This is a genomic window from Thiomonas arsenitoxydans, from assembly GCF_000253115.1.
Lineage (GTDB): Bacteria > Pseudomonadota > Gammaproteobacteria > Burkholderiales > Burkholderiaceae_C > Thiomonas > Thiomonas arsenitoxydans.
Map to the genome: position 1 here is coordinate 2,955,123 of NC_014145.1, position 20,224 is coordinate 2,975,346.

The 20,224-nt window shown below is 60.6% G+C and carries 29 protein-coding genes; 7 read left to right on the plus strand and 22 right to left on the minus strand.

Going from position 1 to position 20,224, the window contains the following annotated elements; genetic code table 11:
• Positions 1-14 precede the first annotated feature (14 nt).
• From dsbD to rplN, 21 genes are all read right to left on the minus strand, one after another.
• Positions 15-2,009 (minus strand): protein-disulfide reductase DsbD, encoded by a 1,995-nt coding sequence (gene dsbD, locus THI_RS13875; RefSeq protein WP_013106886.1) that lies wholly within the window; start codon positions 2,007-2,009, stop codon positions 15-17.
• 173 nt (positions 2,010-2,182) lie between these two features.
• Positions 2,183-2,965: an ABC transporter permease gene (locus THI_RS13880; RefSeq protein ID WP_013106887.1), complete on the minus strand. Its 783-nt coding sequence runs from the start codon at positions 2,963-2,965 to the stop codon at positions 2,183-2,185.
• A gap of 30 nt (positions 2,966-2,995) precedes the next feature.
• Positions 2,996-3,946, minus strand: a complete 951-nt coding sequence (locus tag THI_RS13885; protein ID WP_013106888.1) for an ATP-binding cassette domain-containing protein — start codon at positions 3,944-3,946, stop codon at positions 2,996-2,998.
• Positions 3,947-4,066: 120 nt separating this feature from the next.
• Entirely contained in the window at positions 4,067-4,462 is a 396-nt protein-coding gene (gene rplQ / locus THI_RS13890; protein WP_013106889.1) for a 50S ribosomal protein L17, read from the minus strand.
• Positions 4,463-4,577: 115 nt separating this feature from the next.
• Positions 4,578-5,564: a DNA-directed RNA polymerase subunit alpha gene (locus tag THI_RS13895; protein WP_013106890.1), complete on the minus strand. Its 987-nt coding sequence runs from the start codon at positions 5,562-5,564 to the stop codon at positions 4,578-4,580.
• Positions 5,565-5,679: 115 nt separating this feature from the next.
• A complete protein-coding gene (gene rpsD, locus THI_RS13900) occupies positions 5,680-6,303 on the minus strand; it encodes a 30S ribosomal protein S4 (RefSeq protein WP_013106891.1) in 624 nt (207 codons plus the stop codon).
• A gap of 188 nt (positions 6,304-6,491) precedes the next feature.
• Positions 6,492-6,899 carry a 30S ribosomal protein S11 gene (gene rpsK, locus THI_RS13905; RefSeq protein ID WP_013106892.1) on the minus strand — a complete coding sequence of 136 codons (408 nt, stop codon included), beginning with the start codon at positions 6,897-6,899 and terminating at the stop codon, positions 6,492-6,494.
• 16 nt (positions 6,900-6,915) lie between these two features.
• Positions 6,916-7,281: a 30S ribosomal protein S13 gene (gene rpsM, locus THI_RS13910; protein ID WP_013106893.1), complete on the minus strand. Its 366-nt coding sequence runs from the start codon at positions 7,279-7,281 to the stop codon at positions 6,916-6,918.
• A gap of 33 nt (positions 7,282-7,314) precedes the next feature.
• A complete protein-coding gene (gene rpmJ, locus THI_RS18550; RefSeq protein ID WP_013106894.1) occupies positions 7,315-7,428 on the minus strand; it encodes a 50S ribosomal protein L36 in 114 nt (37 codons plus the stop codon).
• A gap of 18 nt (positions 7,429-7,446) precedes the next feature.
• On the minus strand, positions 7,447-7,665 hold the full coding sequence (gene infA, locus THI_RS13915; protein ID WP_013106895.1) for a translation initiation factor IF-1: 219 nt from the start codon (positions 7,663-7,665) through the stop codon (positions 7,447-7,449).
• 9 nt (positions 7,666-7,674) lie between these two features.
• On the minus strand, positions 7,675-8,994 hold the full coding sequence (gene secY, locus THI_RS13920; RefSeq protein WP_013106896.1) for a preprotein translocase subunit SecY: 1,320 nt from the start codon (positions 8,992-8,994) through the stop codon (positions 7,675-7,677).
• A gap of 14 nt (positions 8,995-9,008) precedes the next feature.
• Complete coding sequence (rplO, locus tag THI_RS13925; protein WP_013106897.1) at positions 9,009-9,455, minus strand: 50S ribosomal protein L15; 447 nt, start codon at positions 9,453-9,455, stop codon at positions 9,009-9,011.
• Positions 9,456-9,551: 96 nt separating this feature from the next.
• On the minus strand, positions 9,552-9,737 hold the full coding sequence (gene rpmD, locus THI_RS13930) for a 50S ribosomal protein L30 (protein WP_013106898.1): 186 nt from the start codon (positions 9,735-9,737) through the stop codon (positions 9,552-9,554).
• Between the two features lie 5 nt (positions 9,738-9,742).
• A complete protein-coding gene (gene rpsE, locus THI_RS13935) occupies positions 9,743-10,261 on the minus strand; it encodes a 30S ribosomal protein S5 (protein WP_013106899.1) in 519 nt (172 codons plus the stop codon).
• A 13-nt stretch (positions 10,262-10,274) separates the two neighbouring features.
• Positions 10,275-10,631, minus strand: a complete 357-nt coding sequence (rplR, locus tag THI_RS13940; protein ID WP_041608734.1) for a 50S ribosomal protein L18 — start codon at positions 10,629-10,631, stop codon at positions 10,275-10,277.
• A gap of 14 nt (positions 10,632-10,645) precedes the next feature.
• Positions 10,646-11,179, minus strand: coding sequence for a 50S ribosomal protein L6 (gene rplF / locus THI_RS13945; protein WP_013106901.1), 534 nt, complete (start codon positions 11,177-11,179; stop codon positions 10,646-10,648).
• A 13-nt stretch (positions 11,180-11,192) separates the two neighbouring features.
• Entirely contained in the window at positions 11,193-11,591 is a 399-nt protein-coding gene (gene rpsH / locus THI_RS13950; RefSeq protein ID WP_013106902.1) for a 30S ribosomal protein S8, read from the minus strand.
• A 91-nt stretch (positions 11,592-11,682) separates the two neighbouring features.
• The gene (gene rpsN, locus THI_RS13955; RefSeq protein ID WP_013106903.1) at positions 11,683-11,988 is read right to left on the minus strand and encodes a 30S ribosomal protein S14; all 306 of its coding nucleotides are present in this window, start codon (positions 11,986-11,988) and stop codon (positions 11,683-11,685) included.
• 9 nt (positions 11,989-11,997) lie between these two features.
• The gene (gene rplE, locus THI_RS13960; RefSeq protein WP_013106904.1) at positions 11,998-12,537 is read right to left on the minus strand and encodes a 50S ribosomal protein L5; all 540 of its coding nucleotides are present in this window, start codon (positions 12,535-12,537) and stop codon (positions 11,998-12,000) included.
• 11 nt (positions 12,538-12,548) lie between these two features.
• Complete coding sequence (rplX, locus tag THI_RS13965) at positions 12,549-12,866, minus strand: 50S ribosomal protein L24 (protein ID WP_013106905.1); 318 nt, start codon at positions 12,864-12,866, stop codon at positions 12,549-12,551.
• A 33-nt stretch (positions 12,867-12,899) separates the two neighbouring features.
• A complete protein-coding gene (gene rplN / locus THI_RS13970) occupies positions 12,900-13,268 on the minus strand; it encodes a 50S ribosomal protein L14 (RefSeq protein ID WP_013106906.1) in 369 nt (122 codons plus the stop codon).
• Between the two features lie 544 nt (positions 13,269-13,812).
• Between rplN and THI_RS18930 the strand changes: the two genes are divergently transcribed.
• From THI_RS18930 to ppk2, 7 genes are all read left to right on the plus strand, one after another.
• On the plus strand, positions 13,813-14,052 hold the full coding sequence (locus THI_RS18930) for a hypothetical protein (RefSeq protein ID WP_141130606.1): 240 nt from the start codon (positions 13,813-13,815) through the stop codon (positions 14,050-14,052).
• A complete protein-coding gene (hemA, locus tag THI_RS13975) occupies positions 13,997-15,304 on the plus strand; it encodes a glutamyl-tRNA reductase (protein ID WP_013106908.1) in 1,308 nt (435 codons plus the stop codon). Before THI_RS18930 ends, hemA begins: the two co-directional genes overlap by 56 nt.
• 96 nt (positions 15,305-15,400) lie before the next feature.
• Complete coding sequence (gene prfA / locus THI_RS13980; RefSeq protein WP_013106909.1) at positions 15,401-16,477, plus strand: peptide chain release factor 1; 1,077 nt, start codon at positions 15,401-15,403, stop codon at positions 16,475-16,477.
• Between the two features lies 1 nt (position 16,478).
• Positions 16,479-17,399: a peptide chain release factor N(5)-glutamine methyltransferase gene (prmC, locus tag THI_RS13985; RefSeq protein WP_013106910.1), complete on the plus strand. Its 921-nt coding sequence runs from the start codon at positions 16,479-16,481 to the stop codon at positions 17,397-17,399.
• 35 nt (positions 17,400-17,434) lie between these two features.
• Positions 17,435-17,752, plus strand: a complete 318-nt coding sequence (grxD, locus tag THI_RS13990; protein WP_013106911.1) for a Grx4 family monothiol glutaredoxin — start codon at positions 17,435-17,437, stop codon at positions 17,750-17,752.
• A 56-nt stretch (positions 17,753-17,808) separates the two neighbouring features.
• A complete protein-coding gene (locus tag THI_RS13995) occupies positions 17,809-18,387 on the plus strand; it encodes a UbiX family flavin prenyltransferase (protein ID WP_013106912.1) in 579 nt (192 codons plus the stop codon).
• A gap of 170 nt (positions 18,388-18,557) precedes the next feature.
• Complete coding sequence (gene ppk2 / locus THI_RS14000) at positions 18,558-19,751, plus strand: polyphosphate kinase 2 (RefSeq protein WP_013106913.1); 1,194 nt, start codon at positions 18,558-18,560, stop codon at positions 19,749-19,751.
• Positions 19,752-19,774: 23 nt separating this feature from the next.
• Here the strand turns inward: ppk2 and THI_RS14005 are convergent, their stop codons facing one another.
• Entirely contained in the window at positions 19,775-20,221 is a 447-nt protein-coding gene (locus tag THI_RS14005) for an HIT family protein (protein WP_013106914.1), read from the minus strand.
• Positions 20,222-20,224 lie beyond the last annotated feature (3 nt).

Consider the following 20,224-nt stretch of genomic DNA (forward strand, 5'->3'; position numbering starts at 1 on the left):
TCGAAACAACGCGCTCAAACCCCCGCGCGCTGCATCGATGCCAGGAAGGTCTTGGCATCCTCGAAGCCCACCACGCGGCCCACTTCCTTGCCGCTCTTGAAAAAGATGATGCCCGGCGGGCCGAACAGTTGGAAACGCTTGAGCAACGCCTTGTCGTCGGCCGTGTTGTTCGTCACGTCGGCCTGAATCAGCGTAAAGCCCGCCAACTGTTGCGCCACTGCAGGATCGGTGAAGGTGAAGTGCTCCATTTCCTTGCACGACACGCACCAGTCGGCGTAGAAGTCGAGCATCACGGGCTTGCTGCTGCTGGCGACCACACGGTCGAGATCGGCCACCGTGTGAATGCGCTGAAACTGCACCGCAGGCGCGGCGCTCACAGCGCCCGCTGCGCCGCCGCCCAGCCCGGCTAGCGGCTGCAGCAGATTACGGTTGCCCGCCGCCAGACCGACGATCAGCGCCGCGCCCGCCACGGCCAACGCCACACCGAAGCCCTTGAACAGCCGCTTCCAGCCCGAAACCTCGTCGGGAAGCCGGTCAAACACTCGCAGGAAGCTGGCGCTGATGAGCAAAAGCAGCGCCCACAGCACCATCAGCAGCCAGGTCGGCAGAACCGGGGCGATCATGTACAGCGCGGTGGCGATGAGCAGCACACCGAAGAAGGCCTTGACGCCATCCATCCATCCGCCCGCCTTGGGCAGCAAAGTGCCCGCGCCCAGCCCGACCAGCAGCAAAGGCACGCTCATGCCCGCCGCCAGCGAGAACAGCGCCACCCCACCGATGAGCGCGTTGCCGGTCTGGCTGATGTAGAGCAGGGCACCAGCCAGCGGCGCGGCCACGCAGGGCCCGACGATGAGCGCCGAAATGCCGCCCATGATGAAAACCCCGGCGAAGTGTCCGCCCTGCATCTTGTCGGAGGTGGACGACAACTTGCTCTGCAGACTGCTGGGCACTTGCAGTTCGTAGAAACCGAACATCGACAGCGACAGCACCACGAGCAACAAGGCGAAGACCGACAGCACCCAGGGGTTCTGCAACGAGGCCGCCAGCCCTTGGCCCAGCAGACCGGCCGCCACGCCGAAGGCCGTGTACACAATGGCCATACCCAGCGAATAAGCCACGGCCAGGGCGAAGCCGCGCCCCCGGGACACTTTGTCACCCTGCCCCACGATGATGCTCGACAGAATGGGAATCATCGGCAGCACGCAAGGCGTGAAGGCCAGCAGCAGACCGAACACCAGGAACATGGGAATGATGCTGAGCAGGCTGCCCGACGCCAGCGCCTGACCAATGCGCGACGAATCGCCACCCTGGGCGACAGCGGCCGCAGCAGCCGGGGCGGCGACGGCCGATGCCGTCGCAGCCGGAGCTGGCGCGGTCGTGGCAGAGGCCGAGGCCGCCGCCGGTTGTGCTGCGCTGGCGCCAGCCATCAAGCCCTGTACCAAGCCGCTGGCTCCGCTGCCGCTTGTCGCGGGTGCGCTACCGCTTTCGTCATCGGGTTCGGAAATGCTCACCGTTCCGTTGCCGCCAAACCCGCCAAGACTGACGGTGGCGAGCTTTTCGATTGGCGGATAGCAAAGCCCCGCGTCGGCGCAGCCCTGATACGTCACCAACATCTTGAAGGTGGCCGGTGCCTTGAGCACGGGTAGGGGAATCGGCACTAGTCCGCGGTAGTGAAACACCTCGTGGCCGAGGTTCTTATCGAAAATTTTGTGTGCCGGGGGAAATTCTGGCTTGCCGAGTTCCACGCCCGGTGTCTGCGACTCGAAATGAAACCGCTCCTGGTACAGGTAATACCCGTCGTGCGCCTTGAACTGCAGCAGCACCGTCTTGGCATCCTGCACTTTGGCGGTGAACTGGAAGGCTTCGTCCGGCGGCAGGAAATCCGCCTGCTGAGCGTGCGCCATGGGCTGCAAAACGCCGGCCCAGAGCAGGAAAAAACCCAGCAGAGCCCGACTGAGCCCGGCCCAGAAACGCGGTGCTCGCGAAGTGGATGGAATGCTGTGGCGCATGAACGGTCTCCCTTGTCTTATCGTTTGGTCGCGTGCCGCGTGAAATCCTGACAGCCCGTCAGGCGTCGCGCAGCGTGTGGAAGTTGAAATATAAGTCCAGTGGCATATTTGAATGCCTTAGGGCTTGCCCTGCTGCACTCGCTGAATTACCCGGCATCGGAGCTGGGGCGCCCTCAGGCCCGAAAGCGTCTCTGCGTCAGCGTGCGCGCCACCCACCAAGCCAGCAGCAAATCAAACACCAGCACGGCCAGATGCAGCCCCCCCTGCGGGTCGAATTGTCCGAAAAACAGCGGGCGCACCAGTTCGACTGCGGCGTTCAGGGGCAGCACCTGCGCCAGCCACTGCAGCGGCTGCGGCAGCGCGGTCAGCGGAAAATAAACGCCGGACAGAAACGTCATCGGCGTGAGCACCAGGGTGAAGTAGTAGGTGAAAAAATCATAGCCGCGCGCCTTGGCGTTGACGATGAGACCGATGGCGGAAAACACCAGCCCGGTGAGCAGCAGCAAGGGCAGCGCGATGAGCAGCGTCCACTGCCGGCTGATGCCCAGAACCACGATGACCGCAAGAATGGCCACGCCGCTGAACACGGACTTGGTCGCCGCCCAGGTGAGTTCGCCCAGCAGCACGTCGTCGAGAGAGGTGGGGGTGACGCGGATGGCGTCCCAGGTTTTTTGCACATGCATGCGTGAAAACGCGGAATACAGCGCCTCGAAACTCGCGGCCATCATCACGCTCATGCAGATCGCGCCGGAAGCGAGAAACTGGATGTAGGGCACGCCATGAACCGTGCCGACCAGGGCGCCCACGCCAAACCCAAAGGCCAAAAGGGTGATCAGAGGCTCCGCGATATTGCCGATCAGACTGGGAATGGCGAGCTTCTTCCACACCAGAAAGTTGCGCTGCCAAATGGGGAAGAAGCGCCACCTGTGGCGCTCAAGCAGAGTGAGATCAGACATGGTGCATCGGCAGATCGGGCGCGCGCGTCGTCAATCGCGCAGTTGCCGCCCGGTAAGTTTGAGGAAAACGTCTTCGAGATTGGCGCGGCGGTGCAAAACCCTCAGGCCGGGCAGCGCCTCCAGCGCACGCAAGGCCTCGGCGCCATGCGTCATGTAGGCGAACAAACCATCTCCGCTGCGCTCCATGCGTTGCACATGCGGGCGCAGCAATTGCTCCGCGGCGTCGAGGCCCTCGCCGTCCATCTCGATGACTTCGGCTTCGACCTGGGCGGCGATCAGACCGCGGGGCGTGTCTTCCGCAATGCGGCGGCCGTGGTCGAGCACCAGAATGCGATGACACAGGCGTTCGGCCTCGTCCATGAAATGCGTCGTGAGCAGCAGCGATTTGCCCTGCGCGGTCAGCACTTTGAGACGCTCCCAGATCAGGTGGCGGGCCTGCGGATCGAGGCCGGTGGTCGGCTCGTCCAGAAAGATCAGGTCCGGATCATTGACCAGCGCCCGCGCCAGACTCAGCCGCCGCCGCATGCCCCCGGACAACTCGCTGATACGCGCCCGCGCTTTTGTTTCGAGCGCGGCGAACGCCAGCAACTGCGGCAGCCGCGGACGCAACTCGGCGTCGCGCAAGCCGAAGTAACGACCAAAGACCAACAGGTTCTCTTCCACCGTGAAGTCGGGATCGAGGCTGTCGAACTGCGTCACCACCCCCACACGCAGGCGGGCCTGCCGGGCCGCCTGCGGCACGGGCTGCCCCATCAGCCAAATCTGCCCGCGATCAGGCCGCGCCAGGCCGAGGCAAAGTTGAATGGTGGTGGTTTTTCCGGCGCCGTTAGGGCCGATGATGCCGTAACACTCGCCGCGCGACAGCCGCAGACTCAGGCCATCGACTACCTGCAGCTGCCCATAGCTTTTATAGACCTGATCGAGTTCAAGCAGCACGGAGGGCGCGGGTGTATCGGGCAGGCGGGCAGTGCTTTCTGGCATGGGGGACATGCTACGGGCTCGCTGTGAAAACTGCTTCGGCCATGAAAAACGCCAGCAACTGCTGGCGCTTTTCAGGATGACGGCGAGAGGGCTCGCCGATACTTTTAGGTTCCGCCTGACTTATTCCGACTTGTCTTCGGCCGGCGCGGCGTCCACGTCGGGCCGGTCAACGAGTTCGATCAGAGCCATCGGCGCGTTGTCACCCACGCGGAAGCCGAACTTCAGGGTGCGCGTGTAACCGCCCGGACGAGTCTGATAACGGGGACCGAGCACGTTGAACAGCTTGGCCACAGAGTCCCGGTTGCGCAAGCGGTCAAACGCCAGACGGCGATTGGCCAGCGAGGGCTTTTTACCCAGGGTGATCAGGGGCTCGACCACGGCGCGCAATTCCTTGGCCTTGGGCAGCGTGGTTTTGATGGCCTCGTGCTCGATCAGCGAATTGGCCATGTTGCGAAACATGGCCTTGCGATGGCTGGAGGTGCGATTGAGTTTGCGAAGTCCGTTTCCGTGACGCATGGTGCTTTCCTTTCCTTATGAATCAGGCCAGCCGGATCAGGTACTGGCCCTGCACTGCCGGGTGCTCCACCCGGCGAAACTTGTCATCAAAAAGCTTGTAATCAACGAGGTTCGCTCAGCGCTTGTCCAAGCCGCTGGGCGGCCAGTTGTCGAGCTTCATGCCCAGCGTCAGCCCGCGCGCGGCGAGCACTTCCTTGATTTCGTTGAGCGACTTGCGGCCCAGGTTGGGGGTCTTGAGCAGTTCGGTTTCGCTACGCTGAATCAGGTCGCCGATGTAATAAATGTTCTCGGCCTTGAGGCAATTGGCCGAGCGCACCGTCAGTTCGAGCTCATCAACCGGGCGCAGCAGAATCGGATCGTAGGTCTGTCCACCCGCAGCCGCCTCGGCGGCCTCGGTCGTCTCGGCACCTTCCAGGCTGGCGAACACCGACAACTGCTCAACCAGAATGCGCGCAGACGAACGAATGGCTTCTTCCGCGCTGATGACGCCGTTGGTCTCGATTTCCATGACCAGCTTGTCCAGATCGGTACGCTGCTCCACGCGGGCGCTTTCCACGGCATAGCTGACGCGGCGCACCGGCGAGAACGAAGCGTCGAGCACGATATGACCAATGCTCTTGCCGCCTTCTTCGCCGAAATTACGCAGGGTGCCGGGGACGTAGCCACGACCCTTTTCGACCTTGATCTGCATGTCGAGCTTGCCGCCTTGCGACAGATGCGCGATCACGTGATCCGGATTGATGATCTCGACGTCGTGAGGCGTCTGAATGTCGGCAGCAGTCACCACGCCTTCGCCTTCCTTGCGCAGCGACAGGGTGACTTCGTCACGGTTGTGCAGCTTGAGCACCACGCCCTTGAGGTTGAGCAGCACGCCGATCACATCTTCCTGCAGGCCGTCGACCACAGAGTATTCGTGGAGCACGCCGTTGATGCTGACCTCGGTCGGCGCGTAACCCACCAGCGACGACAGCATGACGCGACGAAGGGCGTTGCCAAGGGTGTGTCCGTAGCCGCGCTCGAAAGGTTCGAGCACCACTTTGGAACGATTGTGACCGAGAGATTCGACCTGAATCGACTTGGGGCGAAGAAGTGCAGTTTGCATAAGGCTTCCTGTTCAATACCCTCCGCACGTTACGCGGATAAGGCTGAGGTGAGCGGCCGCTGCCAGCGTTGGCAAGGCGCGAACACACCCCGTGAGTCCGGGGCGTGGATAAAAATTAACGTGAGTACAACTCGATGATCAGCGACTCGTTGATGTCGTTGCCAAATTCATCGCGGTCCGGGGCCTTCTTGAAGACGCCTTCCATCTTGGCGCCATCCACCTGCACCCAGGCAGGGAAACCATTCGACTCAGCCAGTTTCACAGATTCCTGGATGCGGGCCTGATTGCGCGACTTTTCACGCACCGCGACCACATCGCCCGTCTTCACCAGCGCCGAGGGGATGTTCAACACCTTGCCGTTGACAGTGATCGAGCGATGGCTGACCAACTGGCGCGCTTCAGCGCGGGTCGAGCCGTAACCCATGCGATACACCACATTGTCCAGGCGCGATTCCAGCAGCATCAGCAGATTGGTGCCGGTATTGCCAGAGCGGCGTTGCGCTTCTTCGTAATAGCGGCGGAATTGGCGCTCAAGCACGCCATACATCCGCTTGACCTTCTGCTTTTCACGCAGTTGCTTGCCGTAGTCGGACGTGCGGGCACCAGAAGTGCGGCCGTGCTGACCGGGTTTGGTCTCGAGCTTGACCTTGGAGTCGATACCGCGGCGTGCGCTCTTGAGAAAGAGGTCTGCGCCTTCGCGGCGGGTGAGTTTGCCTTTGGCGCCAATAAAACGAGCCACTTGGAATTCCTTTCAATACTGCCATGCCGTGAATTGCATGGGAGCCCGAACAATCGGGCAGTGGGCTTGAAAACGCGCCCAGGGCCGTCTAGACGACCAAAGGGCGCGGGGATAGTTCTACAAATCAGTGCAACAAAAATTCAACAAAACCTACCGACAAAACCTACCGACAAAACCTATCAACAAAATCAGACGCGGCGACGCTTCGGCGGACGGCAGCCGTTGTGCGGGATCGGCGTCACATCTTCGATCAACGTGACCTTGATGCCGAGGTTATTCAGTGCGCGCACCGACGACTCACGCCCTGGGCCCGGGCCTTTGATGAAGACTTCCAGGTTCTTGATGCCGTATTCCAGCGCCACGCGTCCCGCCTGTTCGGCAGCAACCTGCGCCGCAAACGGGGTGGATTTGCGCGAACCCTTAAAGCCTTGCGCACCCGAAGACGATGCCGACAGCGCGTTGCCCTGACGGTCGGTGATGGTGATGATGGTGTTGTTGAACGACGCGTGAACGTGCGCAATGCCGTCAGAGACGTTCTTGCGAACCTTCTTGCGTGCGCGCTGGGCTGCGGAGTTTTGGGAAGACGGTTTAGCCATTTGCGATGTTCCTTACTTATTTCTTCAGCGTGATGCTGCCCTTGCGCGGTCCCTTGCGGGTGCGGGCATTGGTGCGGGTGCGCTGACCACGCACGGGCAGGCCGCGACGATGGCGGAAGCCACGATAGCAACCCAGATCCATCAGGCGCTTGATGTTGACGGAGATCTCGCGACGCAGGTCACCCTCGATGGTGAGCTTGCCAATGGCTTCGCGCACCTTCTCCAAGTCAGCGTCGGACAGATCCTTGATCCGCTTGTTGTAGGGAACGCCCGAAGCATCACAAATGGCGCGCGCGGTGGTGCGACCAATGCCGTAAATCGCCGTGAGGCCGATTTCGGAGTGTTGATGTGGCGGAATGTTAATACCAGCAATACGTGCCATTGAATACCTCGAACTTCAAAAAATGATTTGGGCTCAACCCTGGCGCTGCTTGTGACGCGGGTCGGTGCAAATCACACGCACAACACCTTTGCGACGAATAATCTTGCAATTACGGCACATTTTTTTAACCGATGCGCTCACTCTCATGATGATCCTCTCTTGCTATTACTTGGCACGGAACACAATCCGCGCACGTGACAAATCGTAGGGCGTCAGCTCAACCGTGACCTTGTCTCCCGGAAGAATGCGGATGTAATGCATACGCATTTTTCCGGAAATATGCCCCAAAACCGTGTGGCCGTTTTCCAGCTTGACGCGGAAGGTTGCGTTCGGGAGATTTTCGAGAATCTCCCCCTGCATCTGAATGACATCGTCCTTGGCCATAAAACTCCGTTAACGCACCCCGCCAAGACCCGATTTGAAATTGGCTTTTTTCAGCAGGGCATCGTACTGATGCGACATGGCATAAGCTTGCACTTGCGCCATGAAATCCATGGTGACCACCACAATGATCAGCAGCGAAGTTCCACCAAAGCTGAACGGCACATTGTATTTCAATACAAGAAACTCCGGCAGCAGGCAAACCAAAGTGATGTAAATCGCGCCCACCAACGTCAGGCGCATCAGCACCTTGTCGATGAATTTGGCGGTCTGCTCTCCTGGCCGAATGCCAGGAATGAACGCGCCACCTTTTTTGAGCTGGTCGGCAGTTTCACGGCTATTGAAAACCAAGGCCGTGTAGAAAAAAGCAAAGAAAATGATCGCAGTGGCGTACAACAGAATGTAGAGCGGCTGCCCTGGCGAAAGCGCACCGGCAATATCCTTCAACCAGCCCATCCCTTTGGCAGCGCCAAACCAGCTCACTGCCGTTGCCGGAAGCAAAATAATGGACGATGCAAAAATCGGTGGAATCACGCCTGCCATATTCAACTTCAGGGGCAGATGCGAGCTTTGTCCACCATACACCTTATTGCCTACCTGCCGCCGCGCGTAGTTCACCAGAATCTTGCGCTGACCCCGCTCGACAAATACCACGAAATAGGTCACCAGCACCACGATGGCTAACACGAACAGTGCCACCAATACACTCATCGCGCCTGTACTGACCAACTCCATCAGCCCGGCGATCGCGGAAGGCAAGCCAGCCACAATACCCGAGAAAATAATGATGGAAATACCATTACCCAGACCACGCTCGGTAATTTGCTCACCCAGCCACATCAGAAACATGGTGCCAGAGGTCAGGGTCAGCACGGCAGATAGCTGAAAACCGATGCCAGGACTGATGACCAGGCCAGTGGAAGCCTGCAGCGCCACTGCAATACCGAAGGACTGAAAAAGCGCCAGCACCAAAGTGAAATAGCGCGTGTATTGTGTTGTCTTGCGCCGCCCTGCCTCACCTTCCTTTTTGAGGGCTTCGAGCGAGGGCACCACATAAGTGAGCAATTGCATGATGATCGACGCCGAAATATAAGGCATGATCCCCAGCGCAAATACCGTGAAGCGTGCCAGCGCTCCACCTGAGAACATATTGAACAGGCCCAAAATGCCGCTCGAATTGTTCTGGAAAAGTTGTTGCAGATGCGTCGGATCGATTCCGGGCACAGGGATGTGTGCACCAATGCGGTACACCACCAGTGCGCCGAGCAGGAACAACAGACGACGACCGAGGTCGCCGTACTTGCCCTGCTGAGTCACGCCTGTGCTGGCCATGTCGAGACGTCCGTTCAGGCTGCTGCGACTTCGGCGATGCTTCCGCCGGCCGCTTCGATGGCGCTGCGGGCGCCCTTGGTTGCCAGAATGCCCTGTAGTTTGACAGCGCGAGCGATCTGACCCGAAGCGATAACCTTGACGGTGCGCGACAGATCAGGCACCAGTCCGTGAGCCTTGAGCGTGAGCATGTCGATTTCGTCTTCCTGCATGCGGTTCAGATCAGCCAGCGTGACCTGCGCGCTGTAGCGCGCAATCGGCGACTTGAAACCGCGCTTGGGCAGACGGCGCTGCAAGGGCATTTGACCGCCTTCGAAGCCCACCTTGTGGAAACCGCCGGAACGCGATTTTTGGCCCTTGTGACCGCGGCCCGCGGTCTTACCGAGACCCGATCCAATTCCGCGGCCAACGCGGCGCTTGGCGTGCTTGGCGCCAGCGGCGGGTTTGATGGTGTTGAGTTGCATATTGAATCTCACTAATCGCGAATTTCACAAATTCTGCTGTTGCGCACAAAACCAAAGCTAGATCAGCCGCTGGTTTGCGCCCGATCTGAATCGGCTTTATTCGCAGATTTCAACCAGATAACTGACCTTGCGGACCATGCCACGCACGGCAGCCGTGTCTTCCAGCTCACACACGCTGCCCAGCTTGCGCAGACCGAGGCCACGCACCGTCGCACGATGCGAATCGCGCGTGCCGATCACGCTGCGAACCAGCTTGACCTTGATGGTTTTCTTGTCACTCATGATGTTCAACCCAGAATTTCTTCAACGGTCTTGCCACGCTTCATGGCGATCTCCTGAGCGGAGTTCATATTGGTCAAGGCATCGAGCGTTGCGCGGACCATGTTGTAGGGGTTGGACGAACCGTGACTCTTGGCCACAATGTCGGTCACTCCCAGCACTTCGAACATGGCGCGCATGGGACCACCCGCGATGATGCCCGTACCCTGCACAGCAGGCAGCATCATGACATTCGAAGCACCATGCTGGCCCATCACCTTGTGGTGCAGCGTGCCGCCCTTCAGGGGCACTTTCACCATATTGCGACGCGCTTGCTCCATGGCCTTTTGAACGGCCACAGGCACTTCACGCGCCTTGCCTTTACCCATGCCGATGCGGCCATCGCCGTCGCCCACCACGGTCAAGGCGGCGAAACCGAGAATACGACCGCCCTTGACGACTTTGGTGACGCGGTTGACCGCAATCATCTTCTCGCGCAGACCGTCGTCGCGCGCTTCGTTGGCAAACTTGTTTTGAACTTTAGCCATGATGTGCTCGTTCTCAGAACTTCAGGCCGGCTTCACGCGCAGCCTCAGCGAGCGCCTTGACGCGCCCATGAAAGCGAAAACCCGAACGGTCGAAAGCGACGGTGTCGATGCCGGCCGCCTTGGCCTTCTCGGCAATACGTGTGCCCACGGCAACCGCGGCTGCCAGGTTGCCGCCATGCCCGCCCAGTTGTCCGCGAACTTCCGCTTCCACGGTTGATGCAGAGGCGAGCACGCGGTCGCCCTCGGCGGAAATGATGTTGGCGTAAATATGCTGATTGGTGCGATGCACCGACAGACGAACCACACGCAGACGCGCGATACGGCGGCGAGTTGCCTGAGCACGGCGCAGGCGGGAAATGTTTTTGCTGATCATGATCCTGGCCTTTACTTCTTCTTGGTTTCCTTGATCACCACCACTTCGTCGGCATAACGCACACCCTTGCCCTTGTAGGGCTCAGGCGGACGATAGGCACGAACTTCGGCAGCGATCTGGCCAACGAGTTGCTTATCCACACCCTTGATGACGATCTCGGTGGGAGTCGGCGTTTCGACCTTGATGCCCTCAGGCATGTCCTTGACGATGGGATGGGAAAAACCCAGCGAGAGATTCAGCTTGGCGCCTTGAGCCTGAGCCTTGAAGCCCACACCAACCAGGGTAAGCTTGCGCTCAAAACCCTTGGACACGCCGTACACCATGCCCGCAACCAGGGCACGCATGGTTCCCGACATGGCATGCGACTCACGAGACTCGTCGGCCGGGGCGAAAGTCAGTTCCCCATTCTCTTGGGCGATCCGCACGCCGGCGTATTGGGCACGCTCCAGCTTGCCGAGCCCGCCCTTGATGGCGATAGTCTCGGCACTGAGATTGACCTCAACACCCGCCGGCACTGCAACCGGATATTTGGCAATACGTGACATGTCCGTTCTCTCCTTAAGCGACGTAGCAGAGAACTTCGCCACCCACGCCGACTTGACGCGCCTTGCGGTCGGTCATCAGCCCACGGGGAGTCGAAACGATGGCAACGCCCAGGCCATTCATCACCTGGGGAATGGCTTCTTTGCCGCGATAGACACGCAGGCCCGGGCGACTGACACGCTCAAGACGCTCGATCACCGGTTTGCCCGCGTAGTACTTCAACGAAATCTCAAGATTCGCCTTGGCATCACTCTCACGACGGATATTGAAGCCGTCGATATAGCCCTCTTCGTGCAGGACCTGAGCGATTGCAGCTTTGATCTTGGAAGCTGGCATCGTTACCTTCGCCTTCTCGACCATCTGCGCGTTACGAATACGCGTCAGCATGTCGGCGATGGGATCACTCATGCTCATCAATACTCTCCTAAAAACTTTTGGCGTCTAGTCGGCAAGCAACGCAACAATCGATACGTGACAACCGAACTCAACTTGTCTGTGTGACCGATTACCAGCTGGATTTGGTCACGCCGGGGATTTCCCCGCGGAACGCCAGCTCGCGAATCTTGCTGCGCGACAACCCGAACTGGCGGAACGTACCGCGCGGGCGACCGGTGATGGCGCAGCGATTGCGCAGCCGGGTTGGACTGGAATTGCGCGGCATCTGCTGAATCTTCAAGCGCGCCTCGTAGCGCTCTTCAAAAGACTTGGAGGCATCATCAACGATGGCCTGCAGTTCAGCGCGCTTCGATGCAAATTTTGCAACCAAGTCTTCGCGCTTCTTTTCGCGGTTGATCAGGGACAGTTTCGCCATGATGATTCTTCAGTTCTTGAAAGGGAAGCGGAACGCGGCGAGCAAGGCCTTACACTCCTCGTCGGTTTTCGCCGTCGTGGTCACGCTGATATTCAGACCACGCAGCGCATCGATCTTGTCGTACTCGATTTCCGGGAAGATGATCTGCTCTTTGACCCCGATGTTGTAGTTGCCACGACCGTCGAAAGCACGCGCAGAGATGCCGCGGAAATCACGCACACGCGGCAGGGCGATGGTAACAAAACGATCGAGGAAGTCGTACATACGACCACCACGCAAGGTCACCATGCAACCGATGGGCAGGTCTTCGCGGATTTTGAATCCGGCAATCGCCTTGCGCGACCTGGTGACAACCGGTTTTTGGCCCGCGATCTTGGTGAGATCACCCACCGCGTGCTCCATCACTTTTTTATCAGCCACCGCCTCGGACACACCCATATTGAGTGTCACCTTGGTCAGGCGGGGCACCTCCATGACCGACTTGTAGCCAAACTTGGCCATCAATTCGGGCACGACTTTGTCTTTATAAATCGTCTGCAGGCGCGACATAAATCCTCCGGTCAGCCCTTGATCTGCTCGCCACTGGATTTGAAGACGCGCACTTTGGCGCCATCACCCAGAGTCTTGAAGCCGACGCGATCCGCCTTGCCGGTCGCGGGGTTGTAAATAGCCACATTACTTTGATGAATCGCCAGGTCGCGGGACACCACACCACCCGCCTCGCCCTTCATCGGATTGGGGCGCACATTCTTCTTGACCGTATGCACACCCTCGACCACGATATGGTTGGCATCCACACGAGCCGCCACTTTGCCGCGGCGACCCTTGTCGCTGCCAGCAATGACAATCACTTCGTCATCTTTGCGAATCTTGTTCATCACAAATCCTTTTTCGACAGCTCAGAGCAGGGCTCAAAGAACCTCAGGCGCCAGAGACACGATCTTCATGAAGCGCTCAGTGCGCAGTTCACGCGTCACCGGGCCGAAAATGCGCGTACCAATGGGCTCGAGTTTGGCATTAAGCAGCACGGCCGCATTGCCATCGAACTTGATCAAGGAGCCGTCCGCACGACGGACACCCTTGGCGGTACGCACCACGACGGCACTGTAAACCTCACCCTTTTTCACGCGACCGCGCGGGGCAGCTTCTTTGATGCTGACCTTGATGATGTCGCCCACGCCGGCGTAGCGGCGCTTGGAGCCGCCCAGCACCTTGATGCACATGACGGATTTGGCGCCCGTATTGTCGGCGACATCCAGTCTGGATTGCGTCTGAATCATGTAATTTCCTTCACCCAACTTAGTCGCAAAAAAATGCGCCAGTCTTGGCTCCCTGGTGCGGGAATTGATCTGTGTTGCTCAGTTTTTGTTCAGCAGCCACCGTGCGCCAACTTGCAGCATCACTAACATCGGCTAGCTTCGCGCTTTTGCACCCTTTTGCACCCCCCTTTAAAGAGCTGCAAAACGGCGAAGCATTGAATTGTGCAAGGGCGCAAAGCCGTTGTCAACTCCTTTTTCGCGACCTTTCGACTTTGATGCTCAAGAGCGTTTGGTGACGCGGCCACCCCGGCAAGCGACAGCACTGATGAGAGAGGCCGCCAGCAGTACGGCAGCGTAATCCCAGATCGATCCTTCTCGAAGCAATCCGCCCCCCACAAGTACGAGATGCAACAGTAGCGCACCGATCGCCGCCCAACTCGCTCGACGTCCCCAACTGGCGGCGCAGCCACCTCCCCAGGCCAGGTGCGCCAATCCCCCGGTCAAGACGCCCAAAAACAAGGGCATGAGGCTTGTCTGGATCAGCCACGATAAAAAGAGGGGGAGCATGAAAATTCTCGAAGAAATCGTGCGGGAAGAACGTCAACAATGCGCGAAACCTGCTGTTTGCACCGATGCACCAGGTCGTTTAATGGTGGACAATGTCATCTTTGAAGGCCTCAAGCGCATTCTTGGTTTGATCAAGATCAGTCGCTCAAAGTCGCGACAGTTCTTAAAATCACGATCTGATTATGTTGCTCGCTGCCATCGGACTCAACCACCAAACCGCACCCGTCGGGGTACGTGAGCGGCTGGCGTTTTCTGCCGATACCTTGGTAGACGCGCTTCAACGGCTGAAGGTGAACATGCTGAACGGGCGCCGAAATGGCCCCATCGAAGCGGCCATTCTATCGACCTGCAACCGCACTGAAATCTATTGCGCGGCCGAAAGCGACCCGCGTGATGCCCTATTGCACTGGCTGTCCACCGAGCGCCAGGTACAGTTCGATGACCTGGCCGACCATAGTTATCGCCTGGTACAAGACGGTACCGTTCGACACGCCTTCCGTGTGGCCAGCGGCTTGGACTCCATGGTGCTCGGCGAGCCGCAGATTCTGGGGCAGATGAAGGAAGCGGTGCGGGTCGCCTCGGATTCAGGCGCTCTGGGCAGCACGCTGAACCAGATGTTTCAGCGAACTTTTTCTGTGGCCAAAGAGGTACGCACCAATACGGAAATCGGCGCTCATTCGGTCAGCATGGCAGCAGCCAGTGTGCACCTGGCGCAGACCGTGTTCGAGAGCCTTCAGGAGTGTCGCGTGTTGTTCATCGGCGCGGGCGACATGATCGAACTTGTGGCCACGCATTTTTCCGCGCACCATCCCAAGAGCATGGTGATTGCCAATCGCACCGTGGAGCGCGGCGCCCATCTGGCACAGCGGTTCGGGGCGGAAGCCATTCGGCTGACCGACGTACCGCAGCGGCTGGGCGAATTTGATGTGGTCGTGACCAGCACCGCCAGCAGCCTGCCGATCATCGGTCTGGGCGCGGTTGAACGCAGCATCAAACAGCGGCGGCACAAACCCATGGTGATGGTCGATCTGGCCGTACCGCGCGACATTGAGCCCGAGGTCGCGCAACTGCGCGATGTCTATCTGTATTCGGTCGACGATCTGTCTGCTTTGGTGCGCAGCAATACGGAGAAGCGCCAGGCCGCGATCGAACAGGCCGAGGCCATTATCGAAAACCGGGTGCATGGTTTTCTCGAATGGCTTGATCTGCGCTCGCAGGTGCCCCTCATTCAACGACTGCAGTCGCAAAGCGAACAGTGGCAGACGCACGAGGTCGAACGCGCCCGACGTCTGCTGGCTCGGGGCGAGTCGCCCGAGGCCGTGCTGGACGCACTTGCGCGGGGCCTGTCGCACAAATTCCTGCACGGCGCCTTCACCGCGCTGCACCAGGGCGATCCGTCTCATCGCCAAGTCGTGGCGCAGGCGGTCGAGCGGGTGTTTCTGTGCCCGCACCGACGCGATTCCGATTCCCCCTCTGACTCGCAGGTCTAGCGCGTCCTCCGCGCCCTCCAAATCCGGCGCTTCTTTTTTTTATAGCGCCTTCGGTTTACCGCCCGCGCACTCAGGCGCGGCTGTTCCACATCCCCCATGAAACCTTCCCTGCTGGACAAACTGGAGCAGATGCAACGACGGGCCGACGAGCTTGACGCCTTGCTTGCCGCACCCGATTGCACCGCGGATCTGCAGCGCTTTCGCAACATGACGCGGGAACTGGCCGAGCTGCAAGCCGTGGTCGGGCTGTATGTGCAATACAAGACAAAAACAGAAGACCTGTCGCAGGCGGAATCGTTGCTGAGCGACCCCGACATGAAGGAGCTGGCGCAGCAGGAAATTCAGGATGCACGCGCTGCCCTCGACGCGCTTGAAGCCCGGCTTCAGGTCGCCTTGTTGCCGCGCGACCCGGACGATAGCCGCAACGTGTTCGTGGAAATCCGGGCCGGAACGGGGGGGGAAGAGTCCGCGCTTTTCGCCGCCGACTTGCTGCGCATGTATGCGCGCTATGCCGAGCGCAAGCGCTGGACGACCGAAGTGATCAGCGAGAGCCCGAGCGATCTCGGCGGATACAAGGAAGTGATTCTGCGCGTCGCGGGTGAAGGCGCCTACGGTCTGCTGAAATACGAATCGGGCGGCCACCGCGTGCAGCGGGTGCCCAAGACCGAGACACAGGGACGCATTCATACCAGTGCGGCCACCGTGGCCGTGATGCCCGAGGTGGATGAGGCTCAGGCGATCCAGATCAACCCTTCCGACTTGCGCATCGACACCTTTCGCGCCTCGGGTGCGGGCGGGCAGCACATCAACAAGACCGACTCGGCCATACGCATCACCCACCTGCCCACCGGGCTGGTCGTGGAGTGTCAGGACGAACGCTCGCAGCACCGCAACAAGGCGCGCGCACTGTCGGTACTGGCCGCGCGTCTGGCCGAGCGAGAACGACAGGCCCGGCAGGCGGAGGAAGCGGCCACGCGCAAAAGCCTGGTGGGCAGTGGCGACCGCTCCGACCGCATCCGCACCTACAACTTTCCGCAGGGCCGGGTCAGCGAGCACCGCATCAACCTCACCCTCTACAAAATCGACGCCATCCTGGACGGCGACCTCGACGAACTGCTCACCGCCCTGCGCACCGAAGATCAGGCCGCGCAACTGGCGGCCCTGGGAGCATGAGATGACAGCGCCGCGCGATCTGGCCGCTTGGACGCGAACCTGCGGCCTGCCCCGGCTGGACGCACAGGCCCTCATCGAGGCCGTACTCGGCTGGAGCCGCGCCCAGCAAGCCGCCCATCCCGAACGCCTGCTTGACTCGGCCGAACTGACCCGGCTGCAGGCGCTGGCGACGCGTCTGCTAGGCGGCGAACCGCTGGCCTATGTGCTGGGAGAGCGCGAGTTTTTCGGCCTGAGTTTCGAAGTGACCCCCGATGTGCTCATTCCCCGCCCGGATACCGAATTGTTGGTGGAACTCTCCCTGCGCCATCTCGACGCCCTGCCCGCCACCCACGCGCCCACGGCGCTCGACATGGGCACCGGCAGCGGAGCGATTGCCATCGCCATCGCCCATGCCCGCCCGCATGTGCGGGTCTGGGCCTTGGACGCCAGCGCTGCCGCGCTCGCCGTGGCGCAAGGCAATGCGCGGCGGCTGCTCGATGCCCGGCGCGCAGGCGGCGAGGTGCACTTTCTCCAGTCCAACTGGTGGGATGCCTTGCAACCCCCGGCGACGACAGCGCGCTTCGACTGCATTGTTTCCAACCCGCCTTACATCGCTGCGCACGACCCGCATCTGCCCGCCTTGCGCCATGAACCCGCCCTCGCGCTGACCGGCCAGCATCTCAACCCGGACGGGCTGGGCGATCTGCGCCAGATCATTGCGCAGGCCGATCGGTTTCTGCGGGACGACGGCTGTCTGCTCCTGGAGCATGGCTACGATCAGGCGGCCGCCGTGCGCGATTTGCTGGAGGCTCACGGGTATCGCGAGGTGTTCAGCGCACGCGATCTGGCCGGTATCGAACGGGTGAGCGGCGGGATAGTCGCGGCTGGTTGCGGCGATTCTCGAAATAGGCCCCCGTTCGCAACAAAACCGGCCGCCCTCTAAAATTGTTTGATCGACATCAACTAGGAAATGCCGCCATGTCCAGTGTGCAAGAGCAAATTGATCAAATCGTCAAGAACAACGACGTAGTGCTGTTCATGAAAGGCTCGCCGCAATTCCCCATGTGCGGTTTTTCGGGGCGCGCGGTGCAGTTGCTCAAGTCGTGCGGCGTCAGCCAGATCAAGGCTGTGGACGTGCTGCAGGACGAAGGCATTCGCCAGGGCATCAAGGAATACGCCAACTGGCCCACCATCCCTCAGCTTTACGTCAAGGGCGAATTCGTCGGCGGCTCGGACATCATGGCCGAGATGGCGCAAAGCGGCGAGCTGCAAGCTCTACTGGGCAGCCTGAAATAAGCGCGCATTCGTTTGACTGACATTCGCTTGACGCCCCCCTTCAGCCCGCCGCTCCCATGACTCGGCCAAGACTCATCGTGGCGCTGACCGGGGCGACGGGCATCGTCTATGGCGTGCGATTGCTGCAACATCTGCAGCGGATCGGCGGCGTTGAGACGCATCTGCTGATTTCCGCCGCCGGCGTGCTCAACCTCAAGGTGGAAATGGACCTCGACCGCAAGGCAGTCGAGGCGCTGGCGGAAGTGGTGCATCCCGTCGGCGACATCGGCGCGGCCATTGCCAGCGGCTCGTTTTCCTCCTTGGGCATGGTGGTGGCGCCCTGCTCCATGCGCTCTCTGGCGGCCATTGCCCACGGCTTTTGCGACAATCTCATCACTCGCGCGGCAGACGTGTGCCTGAAAGAGCGCCGCAAACTGGTGCTGCTGCCGCGCGAGGCGCCGCTCAACCTCGCCCATCTGCGCAATATGACCGCCGTCACGGAAATGGGCGGCGTCATTTTCCCGCCCCTGCCCGCGTTCTATCTGCGGCCCGCCAGCATCGAAGCCATGGTCGACGCCAGCCTGGCGCGCGTGCTCGACCAGTTCGCCATCGCCCACGATCTCGGCCAGGAGTGGTCGGGGGTCAGGTCAAGCTGAACACAGCGCTCAAGGAAACGCAGGGCCGCACCAAGTTTCCTTGACCCCCACGGGGGGCGGGCTGGGCGCAGCCCGGCCCTGGGGGCGCTTATAAGCGCTGCCGTTTGTCCAATGTCATTGTGGGCGGCCGTACCCAGGGTCTATAAAGGCAGTATCTACTTGGAGATGCCATGAATTCACCCACCGCCCCACGTAAAACAACAGCACGGCCTGCGCGCAAGCGGGTCAGCCCGGCAAAGTCGGCACAGCGGCGCCAGGCAGCGCACAACGCCGCCCACAACAAGGTTGCACAAGGCGACATTCCGCCGCATCTCACGCCTGCTGGCGTGCGCAAGTTCGTGATCGATCAGTCGCAAGAGGCGGCGCAGCAGGCTGAACTGGCGGCGCTCGACACCATCCTCAAAGGCCCGCCGCCTGCAGACCTCCACAACGAAGGCGTGCAAGCCATTCTGGAGGGTGACGCCCCCGACGATGCAGCGGCCATGCGGGCGGCGCTGGGCATGCCGGCGGGCGAGCCCGCCCCGCAACACACCAGTGATGAGCTGGCCGAAGACTGGCGCAAGGGCGGTTATCCCTACAAATTCAAGATGCTGCGGCGAGATTACGAGCGACAGAAATTCGTGTTGCAAACCGAGCTGCTCAAGCTGCAGGCCTGGGTGAAGGAAAGCCGACAGCGTGTGATCATTCTGTTCGAGGGGCGCGACGCAGCGGGCAAGGGCGGCACCATCAAACGGGTGATGGAGCACCTCAACCCCCGTGGCGCGCGCGTCGTGGCGCTCGAAAAACCTAGCGAGGTCGAACGCGGCCAGTGGTATTTCCAGCGCTATGTGCAGCATCTGCCCACGGCCGGCGAGATCGTGCTGTTTGACCGCTCTTGGTACAACCGGGCTGGGGTCGAGCGCGTGATGGGGTTTTGCACCGACGCCGAGTACCACGAATTTCTGCGCCAAGCGCCGGAGTTCGAGCGCAATCTGGTGCGCAGCGGCATTCATCTCATCAAGTTCTGGTTCTCAGTCAGCCAGGACGAGCAGCGCCGCCGCTTCAAGGAGCGGCAGGTGCACCCGCTCAAGCAGTGGAAGCTGTCGCCCATCGACATGGCCTCGCTCGACAAGTGGGACGACTACACCCGCGCCAAGGAGGCCATGTTCTTCCACACCGACACGGCCGATTCCCCCTGGACGGTGGTGAAGTCGAACGACAAGAAGCGCGCGCGGCTCAACGCCATGCGCTACGTGCTGCATTCGCTGCCCTACACCGGCAAGGATGTGACGCGCATCGGCGAGGTGGACAACCTCATCGTCGGCCGCGCCAACTTCATTCACGAGCGCGGTGAGCACGATCTGAGCAAGGGCGAGTACGTCTGATCACCCTGATCTGATTTTTCGACTTATGGCCCGCCGAAACGCTGTGCGAACGCGCGCTGCAAAACCGCATCCACCTCCGGCAGGCGCGCACTGAGGCTGACCAGCATGGCCTCATTGGCCGGGCGCTGCGCGGCAGACCAGGCGGATTGCGGCCAGTAAGCGTCCCAGCGCCAGCGCGCGATGACATGCCAGTGCAGATGCGGCACCACATTGCCCAGGCTGGCGAGGTTGATTTTGTCGGGCGCCAGCGTTTCGCGCAGCAACTGCTCGGCCAGCGCCACCGCGTCCAGGCAGGTCAGGCGTTGCAGCGCGGTCAAGTCGCTGAACTCGGCCACATGCGCGTTCCACACCACCCGGTAAAACGCCGGAAGCAGGGCGTCGTCTGCCCAGATCAGGCGGAATTCCGCACCGCGCCAGATCAGCCGCCCGCCGTCGGTCTTACAGAGTGCGCAGTCCGTCTCGCTCGACATCGC